General features: G+C 70.0%; 16 protein-coding genes and 1 pseudogene. 8 read left to right on the forward strand and 9 right to left on the reverse strand.

From position 1 onward, the window contains the following. Positions 1-361 (forward strand): annotated as a pseudogene (locus tag E3T37_RS07080) (transposase); the annotation flags it as partial. A gap of 142 nt (positions 362-503) precedes the next feature. Here E3T37_RS07080 and E3T37_RS07085 read toward each other — a convergent pair. Further along, a complete protein-coding gene (locus tag E3T37_RS07085; RefSeq protein ID WP_134366107.1) occupies positions 504-2,537 on the reverse strand; it encodes a M3 family metallopeptidase in 2,034 nt (677 codons plus the stop codon). 48 nt (positions 2,538-2,585) lie between these two features. On the opposite strand from E3T37_RS07085, the gene E3T37_RS07090 reads away from it, so the two are divergent. Then, positions 2,586-3,419 carry a class I SAM-dependent methyltransferase gene (locus tag E3T37_RS07090; RefSeq protein ID WP_134366108.1) on the forward strand — a complete coding sequence of 278 codons (834 nt, stop codon included), beginning with the start codon at positions 2,586-2,588 and terminating at the stop codon, positions 3,417-3,419. 117 nt (positions 3,420-3,536) lie between these two features. On the opposite strand, the gene E3T37_RS07095 is transcribed toward E3T37_RS07090, so the two are convergent. The 3 genes from E3T37_RS07095 to valS are packed head-to-tail and all read right to left on the reverse strand — an operon-like array spanning position 3,537 to position 6,843. After that, positions 3,537-3,797, reverse strand: coding sequence for a hypothetical protein (locus E3T37_RS07095; protein ID WP_241994546.1), 261 nt, complete (start codon positions 3,795-3,797; stop codon positions 3,537-3,539). Positions 3,798-3,804: 7 nt separating this feature from the next. Then, the gene (locus E3T37_RS07100; protein WP_134366110.1) at positions 3,805-4,251 is read right to left on the reverse strand and encodes a GNAT family N-acetyltransferase; all 447 of its coding nucleotides are present in this window, start codon (positions 4,249-4,251) and stop codon (positions 3,805-3,807) included. A gap of 9 nt (positions 4,252-4,260) precedes the next feature. Beyond that, positions 4,261-6,843, reverse strand: a complete 2,583-nt coding sequence (gene valS / locus E3T37_RS07105; RefSeq protein ID WP_134366111.1) for a valine--tRNA ligase — start codon at positions 6,841-6,843, stop codon at positions 4,261-4,263. Between the two features lie 172 nt (positions 6,844-7,015). Between valS and E3T37_RS07110 the strand changes: the two genes are divergently transcribed. Beyond that, complete coding sequence (locus E3T37_RS07110) at positions 7,016-7,708, forward strand: cation transporter (RefSeq protein WP_338145000.1); 693 nt, start codon at positions 7,016-7,018, stop codon at positions 7,706-7,708. A gap of 209 nt (positions 7,709-7,917) precedes the next feature. On the opposite strand, the gene E3T37_RS17710 is transcribed toward E3T37_RS07110, so the two are convergent. The 4 genes from E3T37_RS17710 to E3T37_RS07130 are packed head-to-tail and all read right to left on the reverse strand — an operon-like array spanning position 7,918 to position 13,331. Then, on the reverse strand, positions 7,918-9,804 hold the full coding sequence (locus tag E3T37_RS17710; RefSeq protein WP_134366112.1) for an ABC transporter ATP-binding protein: 1,887 nt from the start codon (positions 9,802-9,804) through the stop codon (positions 7,918-7,920). Further along, positions 9,801-10,685, reverse strand: a complete 885-nt coding sequence (locus tag E3T37_RS07120; RefSeq protein ID WP_134366113.1) for an ABC transporter permease — start codon at positions 10,683-10,685, stop codon at positions 9,801-9,803. Before E3T37_RS07120 ends, E3T37_RS17710 begins: the two co-directional genes overlap by 4 nt. Continuing rightward, positions 10,682-11,662 carry an ABC transporter permease gene (locus E3T37_RS07125; protein WP_134366114.1) on the reverse strand — a complete coding sequence of 327 codons (981 nt, stop codon included), beginning with the start codon at positions 11,660-11,662 and terminating at the stop codon, positions 10,682-10,684. The genes E3T37_RS07120 and E3T37_RS07125 overlap by 4 nt, the downstream gene beginning before the upstream one ends. 19 nt (positions 11,663-11,681) lie before the next feature. Further along, positions 11,682-13,331, reverse strand: a complete 1,650-nt coding sequence (locus E3T37_RS07130; protein WP_134366115.1) for an ABC transporter substrate-binding protein — start codon at positions 13,329-13,331, stop codon at positions 11,682-11,684. Positions 13,332-13,432: 101 nt separating this feature from the next. Between E3T37_RS07130 and E3T37_RS07135 the strand changes: the two genes are divergently transcribed. The 5 genes from E3T37_RS07135 (at position 13,433) to ndk (ending at position 19,988) form a co-directional block, all read left to right on the forward strand. Further along, on the forward strand, positions 13,433-14,062 hold the full coding sequence (locus E3T37_RS07135; RefSeq protein WP_134366116.1) for a TetR/AcrR family transcriptional regulator: 630 nt from the start codon (positions 13,433-13,435) through the stop codon (positions 14,060-14,062). Positions 14,063-14,316: 254 nt separating this feature from the next. After that, positions 14,317-17,808, forward strand: coding sequence for an isoleucine--tRNA ligase (locus E3T37_RS07140; protein WP_134366117.1), 3,492 nt, complete (start codon positions 14,317-14,319; stop codon positions 17,806-17,808). Next, positions 17,801-19,177 carry a folylpolyglutamate synthase/dihydrofolate synthase family protein gene (locus E3T37_RS07145; RefSeq protein WP_134366118.1) on the forward strand — a complete coding sequence of 459 codons (1,377 nt, stop codon included), beginning with the start codon at positions 17,801-17,803 and terminating at the stop codon, positions 19,175-19,177. Before E3T37_RS07140 ends, E3T37_RS07145 begins: the two co-directional genes overlap by 8 nt. Further along, complete coding sequence (locus tag E3T37_RS07150) at positions 19,174-19,569, forward strand: DUF4233 domain-containing protein (protein ID WP_241978645.1); 396 nt, start codon at positions 19,174-19,176, stop codon at positions 19,567-19,569. The genes E3T37_RS07145 and E3T37_RS07150 overlap by 4 nt, the downstream gene beginning before the upstream one ends. Next, positions 19,566-19,988, forward strand: coding sequence for a nucleoside-diphosphate kinase (gene ndk, locus E3T37_RS07155; protein WP_134366120.1), 423 nt, complete (start codon positions 19,566-19,568; stop codon positions 19,986-19,988). Before E3T37_RS07150 ends, ndk begins: the two co-directional genes overlap by 4 nt. Before the next feature lie 301 nt (positions 19,989-20,289). On the opposite strand, the gene E3T37_RS07160 is transcribed toward ndk, so the two are convergent. After that, positions 20,290-20,889: a vitamin K epoxide reductase family protein gene (locus tag E3T37_RS07160; RefSeq protein ID WP_134366121.1), complete on the reverse strand. Its 600-nt coding sequence runs from the start codon at positions 20,887-20,889 to the stop codon at positions 20,290-20,292. Positions 20,890-21,001: the final 112 nt, after the last annotated feature.

Consider the following 21,001-nt stretch of genomic DNA (forward strand, 5'->3'; position numbering starts at 1 on the left):
CGACGCTCCGGCCCGGCCTCACAGCGAGCACGCGAAGTTGATGATGAACTCCCGCTACGCGCTCTGGAAAAACCCGGAGAACCTCACCGAGAAACAACAGATAAAGCTGGCTTGGGTCGTTCAAACCAACCCGGCCCTGGGCCGGGCCTACTACCTCAAAGAAGGCCTCCGACTGGTCTTCAAACTGCCCCACGCCGAAGCCGCCGAGGCCCTGGACAAGTGGGTCGGATGGGCGCGCCGCTGCCGGATCCCGTCGTTCGTGAAGCTGCAGCGCTCGATCGTGAAGCACCGCGCTGCGATCCTCGCCTCGATCGAGCACGGTCTCTCAAACGGCCGCATCGAATCCGTCAACACCAAAATCNGATTTTGCCCAAATCGAGCCCCAGCAGCCCGGAAAGCTGTTTTTAGAGCAGTATCTCCGTCGAATTGGTTCACGGGCGGGGTGATCGGAGCCGGGGCCGGTGCCGGTGCCGGGGCCGGGACCGGCGCCGGGCCGGCTGCCGCTAGTTCAGGCCGCGCCGGTCGAGGAGCGGCTGGATGCCCGCGTCCCGTCCCCGGAAGTCCCGGTAGGCCGCCAGCGGGTCGGCGCTGCCGCCCACACCGAGCAATCGACGGCGAAACCGATCCCCGTTGGCCCGCGTGAGCCCGCCGTTGTCCTCGAACCATTCCCCGGCGTCGGCGTCCTGCACCTCGCTCCAGATGTACGAGTAGTAGCCGGCGTCGTAGCCGCCCGCGAACGTGTGGGCGAAGTAGGTGCTGGCGTAGCGCGTGGGCACGGCCGGGTTGTCCAGGCCCGCGGCGGTGAGCGCGGCGGCCTCGAACGCGGCGACATCCGTCACCGTGTCGTCGGCGTCGATCCGGTGCCAGGCCTGGTCGAGCAGCGCGGCGGCCAGGTATTCACTGGTGGAGAAGCCCTCGTTGAAGGCGGTGGAGTCCTGGATCCGGTCGACCAGGTCCTGCGGCATGGCCTCACCGGTCTCGTGGTGAACGGCGTAGTGGGCGAGCACCTCCGGCCACAGCATCCACATCTCGTTGACCTGGCTCGGAAATTCGACGAAGTCTCGGTAGACGTTCGTGCCCGCGAACTTCGGGTAGGTGACCCGCGCGAACAGCCCGTGCAGCGCATGCCCGAACTCGTGGAACAGGGTGGTGACCTCGTCGAAGCTGAGCAGGGTGGGTTCGCCCGCGGCCGGCCGGGGCACGTTCAGGTTGTTGCAGACCACCGCCGACGAGTCCAGGAGCGCCGACTGCGAGACCAGCGAGTTCATCCACGCGCCGCCCCGCTTGGAGTCGCGGGTGTAGAAGTCGCCGATGTACAGGCCGACGGGGGAGCCGTCGGCCTCAGTCACCTCGAACACGCGGGCCTCCGGATGCCAGGCGACCAGGTCGGGGCGCTCGGTGAACGTGACCCCGTACAACCGGCTCGCCGCGTAGAACACGCCGACGCGCAGCACCCGCTCGAGCTCGAAATAGGGCCGCATGGCCGCGGTGTCCACATGATACCGGGCCCGGCGCACCTGTTCGGTATAGAACGCCCAGTCCCACGCGGCGAGCTCGAAACCGCCGCCGTCCTGGTCGATCCGGGCCTGCAAGTCGGCCTGCTCGACCAGGGCGTTACGGGCCGCAGCGGGTGCCAGGCGCCCGAGCAGGTCGGCGATGGCCTGCGGCGTCTTCGCGGTCTGGTCGGCGGTCACCGCGGCCGCGTGGCTGTCGAAGCCGAGCAGCCGGGCGCGTTCGGCGCGGAGCCGGGCGATCGACAGCACCAGCTCGCGATTGTCGTGGTCGCCGCCACGGATGCCGCGGGACCGCGAGGCCGCCAGCAGCCGCTCCCGCACGCCGCGGTTCGTGAGCTGAGCCAGATACGGGTGACCGGTCGGCAGCACGAGGGTGATCACGTACCGGCCCGGCAGCCCGCGCTCCGTCGCAGCCTCCGCCGCGGCCGAAATCTGCCCGGCGGTGAGGCCGTCGAGCTCGGCGACGTTCTCGAGCACGAGGGCCAAATCGTTGGTGTCGGCCAGCAGGTTCTTCTCGAACCGGGTGGTCGCCGTGGAGAGCCGTGCGTTGTAGTCCCGCAGCTCGGCCTTGGCGGCGTCGGTCAGGCCCGCGCCGGCGAGCGTGAACTCCGTGTGGTATCGCTCGACCAGGTAGCGCGATTCCGCGTCCAGCTGCAACCGGTCCAGCTGCGCGTGCAGGGCGGCCACCCGAGCGAAGAGCTCCGGGTTCAGACGGATGGCGTCCGCGTGCGCGGCCAGCAACGGCGCCAGCTCCTCCTCGAGCGCGTCGGTCAGCTGGTTCGAGTCCGACGAGCTGCGGTTGAAGAACACCGCCGCCACCCGGGTGAGCAGTTGCCCGCTAAGTTCGAGCGGTACCATGGTGTTGTCGAACGTGGGCGCATCCGGAACCCCGCAGATCGCCGCAACCTCGAGGATCTGCTCCGCCATTCCCTGCAGGAAAGCGGGCCGGTAGTGCTCCTCCCGGATCAGCCCGAACGGGGGCAGCTCGTAGGCCAGCGTGCTGGGGCTGAAGAAGGGGTTCATCCGCTCACCCTGCCACACCGGTTGCCCCCGCGCGAATAGGATCTGTTCATGACCGACGAGCCGGACCGCCAAGAGACCGCGCAGCGAGAGCAGTACACGCACGGGCACCACGAGAGCGTGCTGCGCTCGCACACCTGGCGCACCGTGGCGAATTCGGCGGCCTACCTGGTTCCGCACCTGTCGCCCGGCCGGTCCCTGCTCGACGTGGGTTGCGGCCCCGGCACGGTCACGGTCGACCTGGCGCGCCGGCTGTATCCCGGGCAGGTCACCGGCATCGACGCGTCGGAGCAGATCGTGCGTCATGCCGCGGGACTCGCCTTCGACGAGGGCGTGCGGAACGCCTCCTTCCACGTCGGCGACGCCTGCGCGCTCGATTTCCCCGACGAGAGCTTCGACATCGTGCACGCGCACCAGGTGCTGCAGCACCTGGCCAACCCGGTTGCCGCGCTTCGGGAGTTCCGCCGGGTGTTGAAGCCGGGCGGAGTCTTCGCCGGCCGCGACGCCGATTACGGGGGCGTGATGTACCACCCGAAGCTGCAGGGGCTCTCGCTGTGGCTGACGGCGTACCGGGACGTGCACTACTCCAATGGCGGCGACCCCGACGCCGGGCGTTCCCTGAAGGCGTGGGCGCGCCAGGCGGGGTTCGGCGCGGTGACGAGCTCGGCATCCATCTGGTGCTTCGCCTCGGATGTGGAACGTGAGTGGTGGGGCGGGTCCTGGGCCGACCGCGTGACGGAATCCGCCTTCGCCGCACACGCCATCGAGGTGGGGGCCGCCGACCTCGCCGACCTGAACAAGATGAAGGCCGCCTGGCTCCAGTGGGCCGGGGACCCGGACGGCTGGTTCGGCATCCCGCACGGAGAGGTCGTCGCCCGCAAGTAGCGGCAGAAAACCCTCCGCCGAACCGTGAGTAGCGCCCCCGTTTTCCGAATTTTAAGGGGCGCTTCTCACGGCTCGGCGGAGTCGGCCAGGCCAGAGCCAGGCCAGGGCCAGCAGAGCCTAGATCCAGTCGTCCTCGTCTTCGAGGGCGATCGCCGGTTGGGTGATCGTGGCGCTGTCCTCGGCCGGGTTGTAACGGATGACCGTGCCGTCGTCCAGCTCCAGCACGGGGTTGCCCTCGAGCCAGGTCAGCGTCCAGCGCCAGGCTTGCGTGTCCTCCGCCAGGGCCGTGAGATCTTCCTCGACCGCCCTGACGGCGATCTCGACCACATGGGGCAGCCGTGCGGGCATCGGGCCGCCCAGCGGCCAGCGTGTTCCCATCTGCATGTTAGAGCTCGATCTCGTAGGTGACCCAGTCGGTGCGGGTGGCCACGTCGTCGTACAGGCGCTGCGCGGTCTCGTTGTCGGCGGCGGTCAGCCACTGCACCGTGGTCAGGCGGTGCGCCGCGGCGTACTCCTTGGCGAACTCGATCAGGGCCCGGCCGATGCCCGTGCTGCGGGATTCCGGCACCACGAACAGGTCGTCGAGGAACAGGCCGCGGGTGGCGGTCAGGGTGTTCGGAACCTCGCGGTAGTGGGCGAATCCGACGAACTCGCCGTCGTCGTCGACGGCAACGGCGCCGGTGAGCGACTCGTTCTTGTCGATGATCCAGCTCCAGACCTGGAGCGCTTTCTGGTCAGTCAGTTCGCACTTGTAGAACTCGCTGTAGCCCTCGAAGAGTCCCAGCCACGAAAAAAAGTCCTTGTCGCCGAGCGCGCGTACCTTGATTGACATTCGGTTCTCCTAGTTCTCCGGCACCGTGGCGAGCACGATGTCGGTGACAGCCAATTCGCTGCCTTCAATAAAAACCAACTCCGAGATACGGCCAACGGCACTCAGATCGGCGGCAGCCTGCCTGAGCAGGGCAATCTCTGCAGCCGTACCGCTAATTACAGCAGATTCGACGTCCGTTTTCTGGGAAGCCTTCGCATCGGTTTTTGCGCGGCGGATGCCGGTGAGCGCCCGGCTGGACAGGTCCAGCAGAGCGACGTTGCCGCCCTGCCCTCCGCTGAGCTCGGACTGGACGGGCCAGGCCGCGTGGTGGATCGAGTCTTCGGTGGACCAGGACCAGGCTTCCTCGGTCGCGAACGGCACGAACGGGGCGAACAGGCGCAGCAGGGTGGACAGCGCGGTGCGGAGGGCGGCGACCGCCGATGCCTGGCCGGGACCGGCCTCGCCGTAGGCGCGCTCCTTGACCAGCTCGAGGTAGTCGTCGCAGAACGTCCAGAAGAAGCTCTCGGTCAGTTCCAGCGCCCGGGCGTGGTCGTAGCCCTCGAACGCGGCGGTGGCCTGGCCGACCACGACGCTTAGCCGGGCGAGCATGCTCTGGTCGAGCGGCTCGCTGACGGGGGCCTCCGCGCCGCCGTCGAAGCCGAGGATGAACTTCGACGCGTTCAGGATCTTGATCGCCAGGCGGCGGCCGATCTTGATCTGGGTCGGGTTCTTGGGGTCGAACGCGGCGTCGGTGCCGAGGCGCGACGACGCGGCCCAGTAACGCACGGCATCCGAACCGTGCTGCTCGAGCATGTCCGCCGGGGTGACGACGTTGCCCTTGGACTTGGACATCTTCTTGCGATCGGGGTCCACGATGAAGCCGGACAGGGCCGCGTGCTGCCACGGCGAGACGCCGTGTTCGAGTTCGGCGCGAAGCAGGGTGGAGAACAGCCAGGTGCGGATGATGTCCTGGCCCTGCGGGCGCAGCGAGTACGGGTAGACGAGTTCGAACAGTTCGGGGTCGCGCTCCCAGCCGCCGGCCAGCTGCGGGGTGAGGGAGGAGGTCGCCCAGGTGTCCATCACGTCGACCTCGCCGACGAAACCGTTCGCCTGGCCGCGCTGCCCGGCCTCGTAGCCGGGGGCGGTGTCGGAGGACGGGTCGACCGGGAGCATCTCGCGGGTGGCGACGATGGGCTGGTCGAAAAGCGGGTTCGCGTCGGCATCCAGCGGGTACCAGATCGGCAGCGGAACGCCGAAGAACCGCTGGCGGGAGACGAGCCAGTCGCCGGTGAGGCCGTTGACCCAGTTCTCGTAGCGCACGCGCATGAATTCCGGGTGCCACTGCAGGTCGCTGCCGTGCGTGATCAGGCGGGCGCGCAGCTTCTCGTCGCGGGCGCCGTTGCGGATGTACCACTGGCGGGTGGAGACGATTTCGAGCGGTTTGTCGCCCTTCTCGAAGAACTTGACCGGGTGCACGATCGAGCGCGGTTCGCCGATCAGGTCGCCGCTGGTGCGGAGCAGGTCGACCACGGCCGCCTTGGCGGAGAAGACGGTCTTGCCGGCCAGCTGCGCGTATGCGGCCCGCCCGGCCTCGCTCGTGATCGCTTCGGGCGCCTCGGCGATGATGCGGCCGTCGAAGCCCATGATGGCGCGGTTGGGGAGGTCCAGTTCACGCCACCAGATCACGTCGGTCACGTCGCCGAACGTGCAGATCATGGCGATTCCGCTGCCCTTGTCCTTCTGCGCGAGGTGGTGGGCCAGGATCGGCACCTCCACGTCGAACAGCGGCGTGCGAACGGTTGAGCCGAACAGGGCCTTGTAGCGCTCGTCGTCCGGATGCGCCACGAGGGCCACGCAGGCGGGCAGCAGTTCCGGGCGGGTGGTCTCGATCTCGATCGCGCCGCCGCCGGGCTGGGCGAAGGAGACTCGGTGGTAGGACGCGGGCATCTCCTTGTCCTCGAGCTCGGCCTGGGCGACCGCGGTGCGGAAGGTGACGTCCCACAGCGTGGGGGCCATGGCCTGGTAGGCCTCGCCGCGCTCGATGTTGCCGATGAACGCCGACTGGGAGGTGACGAGGGAGTCGTTGCCGATCGTGCGGTAGGTCTGGGTCCAGTCGACGCTGAGGCCGAGCATGCGCCAGACGGCCTCGAACTGCTTCTCGTCTTCGATGGTGAGGCGTTCGCACAGCTCGATGAAGTTGCGGCGGCTGATCGGCAGCTGGTCGGCGGCCTTGGTGCTCTTGCCGTCGCCGCCCTCGAACGGCGCGGTGAAGTCATCGACGTAGGGCAGGGACGGGTCGCAGCGCACGCCGTAGTAGTTCTGCACCCGGCGTTCGGTGGGCAGGCCGTTGTCGTCCCAGCCCATCGGGTAGAAGACGCTCTTGCCGCGCATGCGCTGGAAGCGGGCGATGACATCCGTGTGCGTGTAGGAGAAGACGTGCCCGATGTGCAGCGACCCGGAGGCGGTCGGCGGCGGGGTGTCGATGGAGAAGATGTTCGCGCGCGTGGCCGAACCCCGGTCGAACCGGTAGGTGCCCGCGTCTTCCCAGGAGCCGCCCCACTTGGTTTCGAGCCCTTCGAGGGCAGGTTTTTCCGGAACGCTGGCGGCGGTCATGTTTCTCCGATTCGTATCTGCGGCACCGTGTCGGTGGTGAAGTGCCTGAGTATTGGGCGGTACCTAACTTACCGGATGCCCCGTTCCAGACCGATTCCGGGCCCAGCCCGGCGTTTGGGAGCCGCCCCCGGTCGGTCGGCGAGTGGCAGGATTGGAGGCGGAGAGGGGTACCGTGACCGGTCCAAATGATGACGACACGAGGCCTGACGGCACGCCGGATGGCGACGCCCTGGCCGGCCCGCGCACGCTCACGGATGCCCGCCGCACGGCGCTGCGCCGCAAGGTGCGCCTGATCGTCGGCTTCACGATCGGCTACAACGTGCTCGAGGCGGTCGTGTCGATCGCGGCCGGTGCCGCGGCATCCTCGACCGCGCTGGTCGCATTCGGCCTGGATTCCGTGATCGAAGTGCTCTCCGCCGCGGTCATCGCCTGGCAGTTCTCGCGCCGCGACCCCGACCGGTGGCAGAAACCTGCCCTCCGCGCCATCGCGGTCGCTTTCTTCGCCCTGGCCGGCTACGTCATCCTGAACGCCGGCCTCGGCCTCATCGGGGTGATCGAGGCCGAGCCCAGCCCGGTGGGCATCGTGATCGCCTGCCTGAGCCTGGTGATCATGCCGGGAGTGGCGGGCGTGGAACGCCGGGCCGGGACCGAGCTCGGCTCGAAGAGCGTGCTGGCGGACTCCCGGCAGCTGCTGCTGTGCGCGTGGCTGTCCGGGTCGGTGCTGCTCGGGCTGGTGCTGAACACGCTGCTGGGCTGGGCCTGGGCGGACTCGCTCGCGGCACTCGTGATCGCCGGCTTCGCGATCAGGGAAGGCGTCGAAGCCTGGCGCGGCGAGGCGGAATCCCCGGTCGCGCTCCTGTCGTAGACACGGTCGCCGCCCGTCCGTCCGTCCCCCCGGCCGCTCGCCCGTCCCCCCGCCCGTCCCCCGCCCGTCCCCCCGGCCGCTCGCCCGTCCCTCCGGCCGCTCGTCTGTCCGGCCGGCCGCTCGCGGCGCAGGTTATTCCCGCGGGCGCAGGCTCGAACCTGCGCCGCGGGCCACAACCTGCGCCACGAGCGCGGGGTCGTGGAGTCCGGCTAGCCGAGGCGGGGGACCGCGCCCAGCAGGGCCCGGGTGTACGGATGCTGCGGCGCCCCGAAGACCTGTCCGGCCGCGCCCGATTCGACGATCCGGCCGTCCCGCATCACGGCCACCCGGTCGCTGACGTGCTGGATCACCCCGAGGTCATGGGAGATGAACAGCACGCTGAGGCCGAGGTCCCGTTGCAGGTCGTCGAGCAGGTCGAGCACCTGGGCCTGCACCGTGACGTCGAGCGAGGAGACGGGTTCGTCGCAGATCAGGATCTGCGGCTCGGAGGCCAGCGCCCGGGCGATGCCCACCCGCTGGCGCTGCCCGCCGGAGAGGGACAGCGGCCGCCGGGTGAGCAGGCTCGCGGGCAGGCCCACGGCGTCCAACAGCTCCCGGATGCGCCGGCCGGCGGCATCGGACCTGTCGACCGATCCGCCGCGGGATCGGAGGCCGTCGCGACCGCGGGACCGGCCGGCGCCGGTCGTGTCGACGGTCGTGTCGACGGTCGTGTCGACGGTCGTGCCGACGGTCGTGCCGCCGGTCCTGCCGCCTACTGCGTCCCGCAGCACGTCGCCGACCGTGAGCCGGGGGTCGAAGGAACTGAGCGCATCCTGGTAGACCGCGCCCAACTGGGGGCGCAGCAGCCGCCGCGCCTTCTCGGCGCCGGCTCTCTCGCCGGCGACGCTGAACGGCTCGCCGAGCACTCGCACCTCGCCCGCGTCCGGCCGGGCGAGCGCCAGCACGAGCCGGGCCAGGGTGGTCTTGCCCGAACCGGACTCACCGACGATGCCGAGGGTCGTTCCCCGTTCCAGCCGGAACGACACGTCGTCGACGGCGGCCTGAACGCTGCCGTCGGGACGGGTGAACCGCTTGACCAGCCCGGTGGCCTCGAGCACGACCTCTCTGGCCGCGGCGGGAGCGGCCGGGTGCGCCCCGGCTTCGGCGTCGACCGCCCGGGCCGGCTCCGCGTCGCGCAGGGCCAGCTGCGCGGTCAGAGCCGGGGCCAGCTGCGCGGTCAGGCGCAGGCCGCGTGGTTTGTCCACGGGGACGGCCGCCAGCATCCGCCGGGTGACCGGATCCTCCGGCGCGGCCAGAACCGCGGCGGTCGGCCCCTGCTCGACGATGCGTCCCTCGGAGAGGACCGCGATCCGGTCGGCGATGCGGCCCACCACGGCGAGGTCGTGGCTGATCAGGAGGATCCCGGTGCCCCGGCGTTTCAGGTCGGCCAGGAGGTCCAGGATCTGGGCCTGCACGGTCACGTCGAGGGCGGTCGTCGGCTCGTCGGCGATCAGGAACGGCGGGTCGAGGGCGATCGCGGCCGCGATCAGGGCGCGCTGGCGCTGGCCTCCCGACAGCTCCCCTGAGCGTTTCCGGGCTTGGTTCTCCCCGTCGGGCAGCCCCACGCGTGCCAGCAGCTCGAGCACGCGCGCATGGCGGGCCGCGGCGCCCAGCCGGGTGTGCAGCCGGAGCGAGTCGGCGATCTCCCGGCCCACCGGGCGCAGCGGGTCCAGGGACACCAGGGCGTCCTGCAACACCAGGCCCACGTCGCGTCCGCGCCGGCACCGCCACGCGGCCTCCGAGATTTCCAGCACGCCGGACGCGCCGAGAGTCAGCTCGTCGGCGCGCAGCCAGGCGGTGTCCCCGGCGAGGCCGAGCAGGCTGCGCGCGGTGACGGACTTGCCGGAACCGGACTCGCCCACCAGGGCCAGGCACTCGCCCGGCGCGACGTCGAACGAGATGCCCTCCACCACCGGCGATGCGCCCGGTTCCGGGCCGAACCCCACGCTCAGGTTGCGCACGCGCACGACCGGCACGATCGGCGCGGCCGCGGCCGCGGTCGCGGGCAGGGCGGCTGCCGGCCCGGGTGCCAGGCTCTCCGCGCTCTCCGCGCTCATGCGTGCCTCAGCCTGCGGTCGATGCCGCGGCCCAGGGCCGTGGCCGACACCGCGGCGAGCACGATGAACAGGCCGGGGAAGAAGCTCATCCACCAGGCCGAGCCGATGTACGTGCGCCCGGCGGAGAGCATGGCGCCCCATTCGGCGGCCGGCGGCGTGGCGCCCAGCCCGAGATAACTGAGGGCGGAGGCCCAGACGATCGCCTGGCCGATCCCGAGGGTGCCGAGCACGAACAGGGGAGCGAGGGTGTTCGGCAGGATGTGGCGCGCCAGGATCCGGCCGCGACCCAGGCCGAGCACGGTGGCCGCCTCGACGAACGCGGACGAGCGCACCGAGACGAGCTGGGCCCGGATGATGCGGGCGTACCCGGGCGCCGTCGCCAGCCCGACCGCCACGGTCGCGCTCGCCACTCCGGGGCCGAAGACCAGGATGAACAGCAACGCCAGCAGCAGCCCCGGAAAGGCGAACAGCACCTCGAGCAGCCGGTTCACGGTGAAGTCGACGACCGGGCCGAGCATCCCGGCCAGGGTTCCGAGCACGAGTCCGAGGCCCAGCCCGATCAGGGTCGCGAGGGTGCCGATCAGCAGGGAACTGCCGGTGCCGTGTACGACCCGGGTGAAGATGTCCCGGCCGGACTCGTCGGTGCCGAACCCGTGCACGAGCGACGGAGCCTGGAACGCGGACAGGGGATCGATCCCGAGCGGGTCCCCGGGCGCCACCAGGGCCGGCGCGAGCGCAGCCGCCACCAGGAACAGCGCGAACAGCCCGCTCAGCGTCTCGGCGACCCCGATCCGGGGTCGCCGGCCGCGCCGGGGCGGGTGGGCCGGGCGGGGCGCGCGGGCGGACCGGCCGAGGCCGGCCTGGATCTCCAGGTCGCTCATCGGGTGCGCAGCCGGGGATCGGCCAGGCGCTGGGCCAGGTCGGTGAGCAGGGTCATCAGGATGTAGCCGAGCGCCACGACCAGCACGGTGCCGACCACGACCGGCACATCACGCACCGTCACGGCGTTCAGCAGGGTGCGTCCGAGTCCGGGCCGGGCGAAGATCGTCTCGACCACCACCGCGCCGCTGATCAGGGACCCGAACGCCCAACCGGACAGGCTGATCGCCGGCAGGGCGGCGTGGCGCAACGCGTGCACCCAACGGATGCCGCGCTCGCCCTCACCCCGCGCCCGCGCCGACAGCACGAAGGGCGACTCCAGTGCGGCGAGCAGGGACTCCCGCATGATCTGGCCGAGGAACCCGGCCAGCGGGACCGCGAGGGTCAGCACCGGCAGCACCAGCCCGGCGGGCCCGGCCGTGCTCACCGGCGGCAGCCAGCCCAGCCAGACACTGAACAACACGATCAGCGCGGTCGCCAGCCAGAAATGGGGGAGCGCGGCGGACACGATCTCCAGCCCCGACCCGAGGAACCAGGCGAACCGGCCGCCGCGGGTCGACCAGGTCGCCAGCACGAGGGCGAGGAGCCAGGCCACGGCCAGGGCGAGCACCGCCAGCAGCAGGGTGCCGCCGAGCTGCCCGGCCAGAAGCGGGGCGACATCCTGGTTCAACGCGTACGAGCGGCCCAGGTCGCCGGTGACGAGCCGGCCGAGCTGCGCCAGGTACTGCGTGAACACGGGCAGGTCGAGGCCGTACTCGGCGCGCACCGCGGCGAGCGCCGCCGGCGAGGTCTGCGAACCCGGACCGCCGAGGATGGCCTCGGCCGGGTCGCCGGGGATCAGCCGCACGGCGAAGAAGGTGAGCGTGGCCACCATCCACAGCACGAAGCCGGCCCCGACCAGACGCACCAGGATCAGGCCCGGCACGCTCCGGCGCAGGGCGCGGAGGGTGGACCGAGCCTGCGCCGCCGCGTCAGGCATGGGCTGTTCCCGGCATCCGCTACTTCAGCCACGCATCGTAGAACGTGGGCGTCGACACGGTCGGCAGGGCGCGGGCGCCGGTGACCTTCGCCCCGAGCAGGAAGTGGTTCTGCTGGTCGTAGAGGGGCAGGATGTAGTAGCCCTCGAGCACCTGGTTCTGCGCGTCCGTGTAGAGGGCCTTGCGCTTGGAGGCATCCGTGACCTGGCCGGCCTCGGTCAGCAGCGCGTCGATGGCCGGGTCGTTCACCTGCGCGTGGTTGGCGAAGTAGCCGCTGGGCGCGGGAACGATGCCGGCGGAGTGGAACAGGATCCGCAGCACGTCGGGTCCGACCTTGGTGTACGGCGCGCTGACGGCGTCGTAGTTGTTCTCGCCGAGGGCCGTGTACCAGCTGGAGAGGTCCATCGGGACCAGGCGCACCTCGAAGCCGGTCTTCTTCGCGGTGGCCTGGATCTGTTCGAACAGGGACTGCTCCGCGGGGATGGACTGGTTGGTGCTCACCGGGAAGGTGACCGTGAGCCGCACGCCGTCCTTGACCCGGTAGCCGCCCGCGTCGCGCTTCGTCCAGCCCGCGGAATCGAGGAGGGTGCCGGCGTCCTTCGGCTCGTATCCGAACAGTTCGGGGCGCGGTACCGCGAGGGACTCCGCACTGGAGAGGGCCGCGTAGGAGCGGGTGGCTGTGCCCTGGAACAGGCTCGCGACCGCGTCGTCGACATTGGCCGAGCGGATGAACGCCTCGCGCACGAGCGGGTCGTTGAACGGGGCGCGTCCGGAGTTCAGTTCGATCCGGTTGGAGGCGCCGGGGCGCGGTGCGTCGAGGTGACGGATCGAGTCGCCCTTCTCGGTCTGCACGATCGTGTCGGGCTGCGCGTTGTCGATGACGTCGACGTCACCGGACTGCAGGGCGGCGTACCGCGACGCGGAGTCGGGGATGAAGCGCCAGACGATGGAGTCGAGGTACGCCGGTCCGCTGTGCGCGGCATCCGCGGGCGGAGAGGAGTAGCCGTCGTTCCGCACGAGGGTGATCGAGTCCTGCTTGACCCAGGTCTTGACCTGGAACGGGCCGGTCCCGACCGGAGCCGCGCAGTTCTCCTCCTGGCTGCGGGCTAGCGCCTGCTTTGATTCGATCGCGAGCCACGGCTGGCTCAGGGACTCGAGCAGGGCGCTGTCCGGTTCGCCGAGGGTCAGGCGCACCACGTTCGGGGCGACCGCCTCGGTACCGGTGACCTTCTGCAGCGCCAGGTAACCAGTCGACGAACCCGTCTTCGGGTCCTGGAGGTGAGCGATGTTGGCCTGCACGGCGGACGCGTCCAGAGGCGTGCCATCCGTGAAGGAGACCCCGTCGGCGAGCGTGAATTCCCAGTCCAGGCCGTCGGCGCTCTCGGTCCACGAGTCCGCCAGCCACGGGATGATTTTCCCGTCGGCGTCCCGGGAGACCAGGGACTCGAGGTACTGCGTGCTCACCAGCGCCTGCGGGTAGTTGCCGCCCACGTGCGGGTCCAGGCAGGTGGGTTCCGCGTCGCCGGAGGCGTAGGTGAGGGTGCCGCCGGTGACGGGCCCCTCAATCGTGGGAGACTCCGCAGGGCTGGCGCAGCCGGTGAGGAGAAGGCCGGCGGCGACCAGGCCGGCGACGGTGCGCGAAGCGCGGTGGGTGTGCCCCGAGGCGATCATGTCAGGTCTCTTTCCGCGGCGCGACTCGGCCGAGTGTGCAATTGTTGGACTCGGTCCAAGAATGTTCCGGACCGACCACCATCGTAGAACACGGAATCACCATGACGAATCACCCGCCGAGCCGAGTCGGGCGCCCGCGCGGCTCGTCCCGGATGATGCTCGAGGAGGCCGCGGCGGAACTCTTCCTCGAGCAGACCTACGCGGGCACCACGATCGAGCAGATCGCGCGGCGGGCCGGAGTGAGCCGCAACACCTTCTTCAACTACTTCGCCGCGAAGAGCGACCTGCTCTGGGTCGAGGTGGACGCCGGACTGGCCGGACTGCCGGCGGCGCTCGCCGAGTGCGCCGGCGCCGCCGGACCGGCCGAGGCGGTGTCCGCCGTCGAGCGGGCCCTGCTGCAGATATCCGCCGGGTTCGGGCCCGGTCACGTGCCCTGGGCGCTCACCCAGTCCGAGCTGATGGGCACGACGGGGGAGCTGGAGGCATCCGCGCTGTCCCGGTTCATGGCGCTGGTGACGCTGGTCGAGCGTTTCGTCCTGGCGCGCACGCCCGCCGGTGCCGAAGCGGCGCTGGTCGGTCGGAGTTTCGCGATGGCCGTGTTGGCCGCCGCGGCCGCCGCCGCCGGGGTCTGGGCGCGCGCGGGCGTCTCCCGCGGGCCGCTGGGCCCATATCTGCAAGCGGCCATCGCGCCGGTCTGCTCCGGCTACCGGGCCGTGCACGCCGCAGGCTAGAATCGTTCCTGCATGACTGTGATCCGGCCATCACCGGTGAGTCTTCGGAAGAACGGAACCGCCTCCGGGCGGCTTCCTGGTAGAACCGAACGGGTCGGGCCCGTCACAGCCTCAGAACAAGCGGTTGCCCGGGTCCACCTGCCCAGGCGGCAAGCGAGGTGGTACCGCGGCGGATCCCTTTTCGGGTTCGGCGTCCTCGTGGAACAGGGCGGCTCTGCACCAAGCAGAACCTGCCCGACTCGTCCAGGAGAAGCATGACGTACCCCAAAGGCCGGCACCCCGGTTCGGCAGACCAGCAGCCCGGCAGCACCGTTCCCTCGGGCAGCGTGCCCTCCGGCATCGTGCCGTCGCCGAGTTTCCCCCAGATCGAGACCGACGTGCTCAAGTTCTGGGCCGAGGACGGCACCTTCCAGGCGTCGATCGACAACCGGGCGGATGCCCCGGAGTGGGTCTTCTACGACGGCCCGCCCTTCGCCAACGGGCTGCCCCACTACGGGCATCTGCTGACCGGGTACGCCAAGGACCTGTTCCCCCGGTTCCAGACCATGCGCGGCATGCAGGTGCACCGCCGCTTCGGCTGGGACACGCACGGCCTGCCGGCCGAGCTGGAGGCCGAACGCGAACTCGGCATCACCGACAAGAGCGAGATCGAGAAGATGGGCATCGGCGCCTTCAACGCGGTCGCCCGCAGCTCGGTGCTCAAGTACACCAAGGTCTGGGAAGAGTACGTCACCCGCCAGGCCCGCTGGGTCGACTTCGAGAACGACTACAAGACCCTCGACATCACGTTCATGGAATCCGTGATCTGGGCGTTCAAACGCCTGCACGACAAGGGCCTCGCCTACGAGGGCTACCGGGTGCTGCCGTACTGCTGGCGCGACCAGACGCCGCTCTCCAACCACGAGCTGCGGATGGACGACGACGTCTACAAGATGCGCCAGGACCAGACCGTCACCGTGACGTTCCCGCTGGTCGGGGCGAAGGCGGAAGCCCTCGGGCTGACCGCCGTGCGCGCCCTGGCCTGGACCACGACACCCTGGACCCTGCCCACGAACATGGCGCTGGCCGTGGGGCCGCAGATCACGTACGCCGTCGTCCCCGCCGGGCCGAACGGCACCCCCGACGCGACCGTGCTGCGGGAGGCCGGGCCGGACGGCGGCGCGGCATCCGTCGCCCCGGTGTCCTCCGCCCGGGTCGAGGTGCTCGGCGCCGAATACCTGCTCGCGATCGACCTCGTCGGCAACTACGCCAAGGACCTCGGCTACGACTCCGCCGTCGACGCGCTGGCGGCGATCTCCCGCACGGTGCCGGGCGCGGACCTCGAGGGCGTGTCCTACGACCGCCTCTTCGACTACTACGCGGACACCGAGGTCTGGGGCACGCAGAATGCCTGGACGATCATCGTCGGGGACTACGTCACCACCGCGGACGGCACCGGGATCGTGCACCAGGCCCCCGCCTACGGCGAAGAGGACCAGAAGCTCTGCGAGGCCGCCGGCATCCCGGTGATCATCTCCCTCGACGCGGGCGGCAAGTTCCTCGCCGACGTACCCGAGGTGGCCGGCCAGCTCTGGTCCGACGCGAACAAGCCGCTCACCCAGCTGATCCGCGCCGAGGGCCGCCTGCTCCGTCAGGCCAGCTACGAGCACTCGTACCCGCACTGCTGGCGCTGCCGCAACCCGCTGATCTACAGGGCCGTGTCGAGCTGGTTCGTGCGCGTCACTGACTTCCGCGACCGGATGGTCGACCTCAACCAGGACATCACCTGGGTGCCGGAGAACGTCAAGGACGGCCAGTTCGGCAAGTGGATCGGCAACGCCCGCGACTGGTCGATCAGCCGCAACCGGTACTGGGGTTCGCCCATCCCGGTCTGGAAGAGCGACAACCCCGACTACCCGCGCATCGACGTCTACGGCTCGCTGGACGAGCTCGAGGCCGACTTCGGCGTGCGCCCCACCGACCTGCACCGGCCCTACATCGACGAGCTCACCCGCCCGAATCCCGACGACCCGACCGGGCAGTCCACCATGCGCCGCATCACGGATGTGCTCGACGTCTGGTTCGACTCCGGCTCGATGCCGTTCGCCCAGGTGCACTATCCGTTCGAGAACGCCGACTGGTTCGACAGCCACAACCCGGCCGACTTCATCGTCGAGTACATCGGGCAGACCCGCGGCTGGTTCTACATGCTGCACACGCTCTCGACCGCCCTGTTCGACCGGCCGGCCTTCAAGAACGTCGTCAGCCACGGCATCGTGCTCGGCAACGATGGGCAGAAGATGTCCAAGTCGCTGCGCAACTACCCCGACGTGAACGAGGTGTTCGACCGCGACGGCTCGGATGCCATGCGCTGGTTCCTGATGAGCTCCTCCGTGCTGCGCGGCGGCAACCTGATCGTCACCGAGGAGGGCATCCGCGAGGGCGCCCGCCAGGTGATGCTCCCGCTCTGGAGCACCTGGTACTTCTTCTCGCTCTACGCGAACGCGTCCGGTGAGAACGGCTACGACGCCACCTGGCGCGCCGACTCCACCGACGTGCTGGACCGGTACCTGCTGGCCAAGACCCGCGACCTGATCGTGGACGTCACGAACGACCTGGAGAACCTGGACAGCAGCCTCGCGGCCGCCCGGCTGCGCGACTTCGCCGACGTGCTCACCAACTGGTACGTGCGCCGCTCGCGCGACCGGTTCTGGGCCGGCGCCGCGGCCGGCGGCTCCACCGAGGCGTTCGACACGTTGTACACCGTGCTCGAGACCGTCACCCGGGTCGCCGCCCCGATGCTCCCGCTCGTCACCGAGCGCATCTGGCAGGGCCTCACCGGCGGCCGCAGCGTGCACCTCACCGACTGGCCGGACGCCGACCTGTTCCCCGCCGACGCCGACCTCGTCACCGCGATGGACCAGGTGCGCACCATCAGCTCCACCGTGCTCTCCCTGCGCAAGCAGGCCGGGCTGCGCGTGCGGCTCCCGCTGGCGACCCTGACCGTGGTCACCTCCAACACGGCGGCACTCGCGCCCTTCGAGGGCATCCTGCGCGACGAACTCAACGTGAAGAGCGTGCGCCTGGTCGAACTCCAAGGCGACAGCGCGAGCGCCTACGGCATCACCTCCCGACTCACCGTGAACGCCCGGGCGGCCGGACCGCGCCTCGGCAAGCAGGTGCAGCAGGTGATCAAGGCCGCCCGATCCGGCGACTGGAGCGAAACCGACGGCGTCGTCACCGCCGGGGGCATCGCCCTCGCCGAGGGCGAGTACGAACTCGTGCTGCAGACCGGTTCGGGCGCCGAGGCCGACGCGTCCGAGACCGCAACGGATTCCCCCGCCCTGGCCCTGCTGGCCGGCGGCGGTTTCGTGCTGCTCGAGACCAGGACCACGCCCGTGCTCGAGGCGGAGGGCTTCGCCCGGGACCTGATCCGCGCCGTGCAGGACACCCGCAAGTCCGCCGGCTTCGAGGTGAGCGACCGCATCCGTCTGGACCTGGTCTTCTACTCGGACGTGGATGCCGCCACGTTCGCCCTGGCCCCCGGGGTGGACCTCGCCGCGGAGACCCTGGCCACCCGGTTCGCCACCCACGTGTCGACCGAGGTCCCCGCCGACAGCCTGGCCAACGGGCTGCCGTCCGAATGGCTGGCGGGCCTGGTCGGGTTCCCGGTCGAGCACTACGTGCTCTACACCGCCGGTCAGTACGCCAACCGCGGCACCGTCCTGGTCGCCGTCGCACGAGAGAACGGACTCGTTCATGTCTAAGCCCCGGCCGTCCGCGGCAGATCCCGACCGCGAGGCCGGCGACTCCGTCCTCGCCGCGCTCCTCGAGCGGGTCGGCGAGGGCGCGCCCCGGCCCCGCCTGGCGCCGACCCGGCGGGCGCTGGAGCTGCTGGGGGACCCGCAGACCGTGTACCCGATCATCCACGTCACCGGCACCAACGGGAAGACCAGCACGAGCCGCATCGCGGAGAGCATCGTGCGCGCCTACGGCCTGCGCACCGGTCTGCTGATCAGCCCGCACCTGGTGCGGCTGAACGAGCGCATCGTGATTGACGGGGAATCGATCACCGATGAGGCCCTCGCCGCGAACTGGGCCGACATCTCGCCGTTCCTGCAGATGGTGGACGCCGAGCTCGTCGCCGCCGGGGAGGGTGCGCTCACCTTCTTTGAGGCGCTCACCGTGCTCGCCTTCGCCTGCTTCGCCGACGCTCCCGTCGACGTCGCGGTGATCGAGGTCGGCATGGGCGGCGAGTGGGACTCCACGAACGTGGCCGACGGCCAGGTCGCCGTCTTCACGCCGATCGCCCTCGACCACACCCTGCGGCTCGGCGCCACCATCGCCGAGATCGCGCGCACCAAGGCGGGCATCATCAAGCCCTCCGCCTCCGTGGTCTCGGCCCGGCAGGTCGAGGAGGCCCAGGCCGAACTCGAGCGCGCCGCCGAACTGACCGAGTCCACCCTGGCCAGCGAGGGCGAGGACTTCGCGCTGCTGAGCAGCCAGGTCGCCGTGGGCGGGCAGCTCATCTCCGTGCGCGGCCTGGCCGGCACCTACTCCGACCTCTTTCTGCCGATGTACGGCACCCACCAGGCCCAGAACGCGGCCGTCGCGATCGCCGCGGTCGAATCCTTCCTCGGCGCCGGCGCCACGGCGCTCTCGTACGACCTGGTCGAGGAAGGGCTGGCCTCGGCCACCTCGCCCGGACGCCTCCAGCTGGTGGGCGTCGAACCGACCGTGCTGGTGGATGCCGCGCACAACCCCCACGGCGCCACCGCCCTCAGCGCGGCCCTGGGCGACTACTTCGACTTCGACGAGATCGTGGCGGTGGTGGGCATCCTCGCCGACAAGGACGCCGACGGCATCGTCACCGCGCTGCTGCCGTCGGTGAGCCGGTTCCACGTGACCCAGTCGCACTCCGAACGGGCGATCGGCGTCGACGACCTCGCCGACCTGGTGGCCGAGACCGCCGGCGAGGTGAGCACCATCCGCTTCGACGACCTGGCCGCCGCGCTCGACTCCGCCCGCGACTGGGCCCTGGAATCGCCCAAACGGGCCGTGATCGTGACCGGTTCGATCACGCTCGTCGGCGAGGCCATCACCCTGGCCGATTCCCGCGAATGGATGACCAAGTGACCCTCGCGCCCGAACCCGACGAGACGCCGGATCCCGGCGCATCCGTTCGCCCCGCCGTCCCGCGGTCGATCAAGCGCTCCCTGGCCTCGATCGTGCTCGGCTTCGAGACGATCGTGGTGATGCTCGGCGCGCTCGTGATCTTCGGGCTCGGCGCGCTGCCGCCGCTGCTCGCCCTCGGCGGCGGAGCGCTTTTGTCGCTGGCCATGGTCGCCGTGATCGCTCTGCTGCGCTACCCGTGGTCGTACGTGATCGGCTGGATCCTCCAGGCCATCGTGCTGCTCTGTGGCTTCCTCAACCTCGCCATGTTTTTTGTCGGCGCCATGTTCACCGCCATGTGGGCGTACTGCATGATCGCCGGTTCGAGAATAGACAACCAGAAAGAGAACTCATGAGCACCCAGGTCCAAGAAACCCTCGTATTGGTCAAGCCCGACGGCGTGGCCCGCAATCTCTCCGGCGAGATCCTGCGCCGGATCGAGCAGAAGGGCTATTCCCTCGTCGACGCGAAGCTGGTGCAGGCGGACCGGTCCCTGCTGGCCGAGCACTACGCCGAGCACCAGGGCAAGCCGTTCTTCGACTCCCTGGTCGAATTCATGGAGAGCGGGCCCATCCTCGTGCTGCGGATCGCCGGCGAACGCGTGATCGAGGGCTTCCGGTCCCTGGCCGGCACGACCGACCCCACGACGGCGGCCCCCGGCACCATCCGCGGCGACTTCGGCCGTGACTGGGGCACCCGCGTGCAGCAGAACCTCGTGCACGGCTCCGACTCGCCCGAGTCCGCCGCCCGCGAGCTCGCCCTCTGGTTCGACTAGCGAGACCCCCACCCGGTCCCCATCCAGGACCCCACCCCCACCCCATCCGCCGAGCCGTGAGTTTGGCCCCTCTTTTTCGTCTGCGGAGGGTCGCAACTCACGGCTCGGCGACGTTTTTCGGCCGTGCGGACCTGCGTCCCGCCTTCGCCGCCGCGTCACCGTCGTCGCAGCGCCACGTTCGCCGAGCCGTGAGTTTGGCCCCTGTTTCGCGTCTGCGGAGGGTCGCAACTCACGGCTCGGCGCGATGAAACTCACGGCTCGGCGAGCTTTCGGCGGCGCGGGCGGCGAGGGTAGCCGGGGCTTAGAGGCGGTGCAGGAAGTCCATCTGCAGTTGGGCGATGACGGCCGCCACGAGGTAGCAGCCGATCGTGATCACCACGATCCACGAGTACGCGCCCGCCGCGAAACGCCGAACGCCCGGCGACGCGGGCAGGTTGCCGACGGTGAGATTGTGCAGGGTGACGGCCAGGAACGTGGGGATCGTGACCACCCAGGTGACCATGCACCAGGGGCAGAGCACGTCGAGCACGAAGAAGCTCTGGCCCATCAGCCAGATCACCAGGGCGAGGGCGCCCGTGACACCGATGTTCAGACCGATCCAGAACCAGCGCTTGAAGCGGGCGCCGGCCAGGATCGCGACGCCGATCGTGATCACGACCGTCCAGGCGATCAGCCCGATCAGCGGGTTGGGAAAGCCGAAGATGGCACCCTGCCAGGACCCCAGATTCGTGCTGCAGCCGACCAGGACGCTGAAGTTGCAGGACAGCTGCGCCTGCGGGTCCTCGAGAATGCGGAATTTGTCGATGGTCAGCAGGAATGCCGCGGTGAGGGCGATCAGTCCACCGACGATGAGGAAGATTGCGAGCCCGACGGGGCGCTTGGACTGGTCGGCTGCTGGCACCTTCGGATTATGTCATGTGCCTCGCACGTGATCCTGAGAATGCATGCGATAATCGAAGATGTCGCTTGAGCCGCGCTCAAGTTGATGCCAGAGAAGGCTTAATCACACATTT

The sequence above is a fragment of the Cryobacterium sp. TMT2-10 genome (assembly GCF_004403075.1).
In the GTDB taxonomy this organism is placed as follows: Bacteria; Actinomycetota; Actinomycetes; order Actinomycetales; family Microbacteriaceae; genus Cryobacterium; species Cryobacterium shii.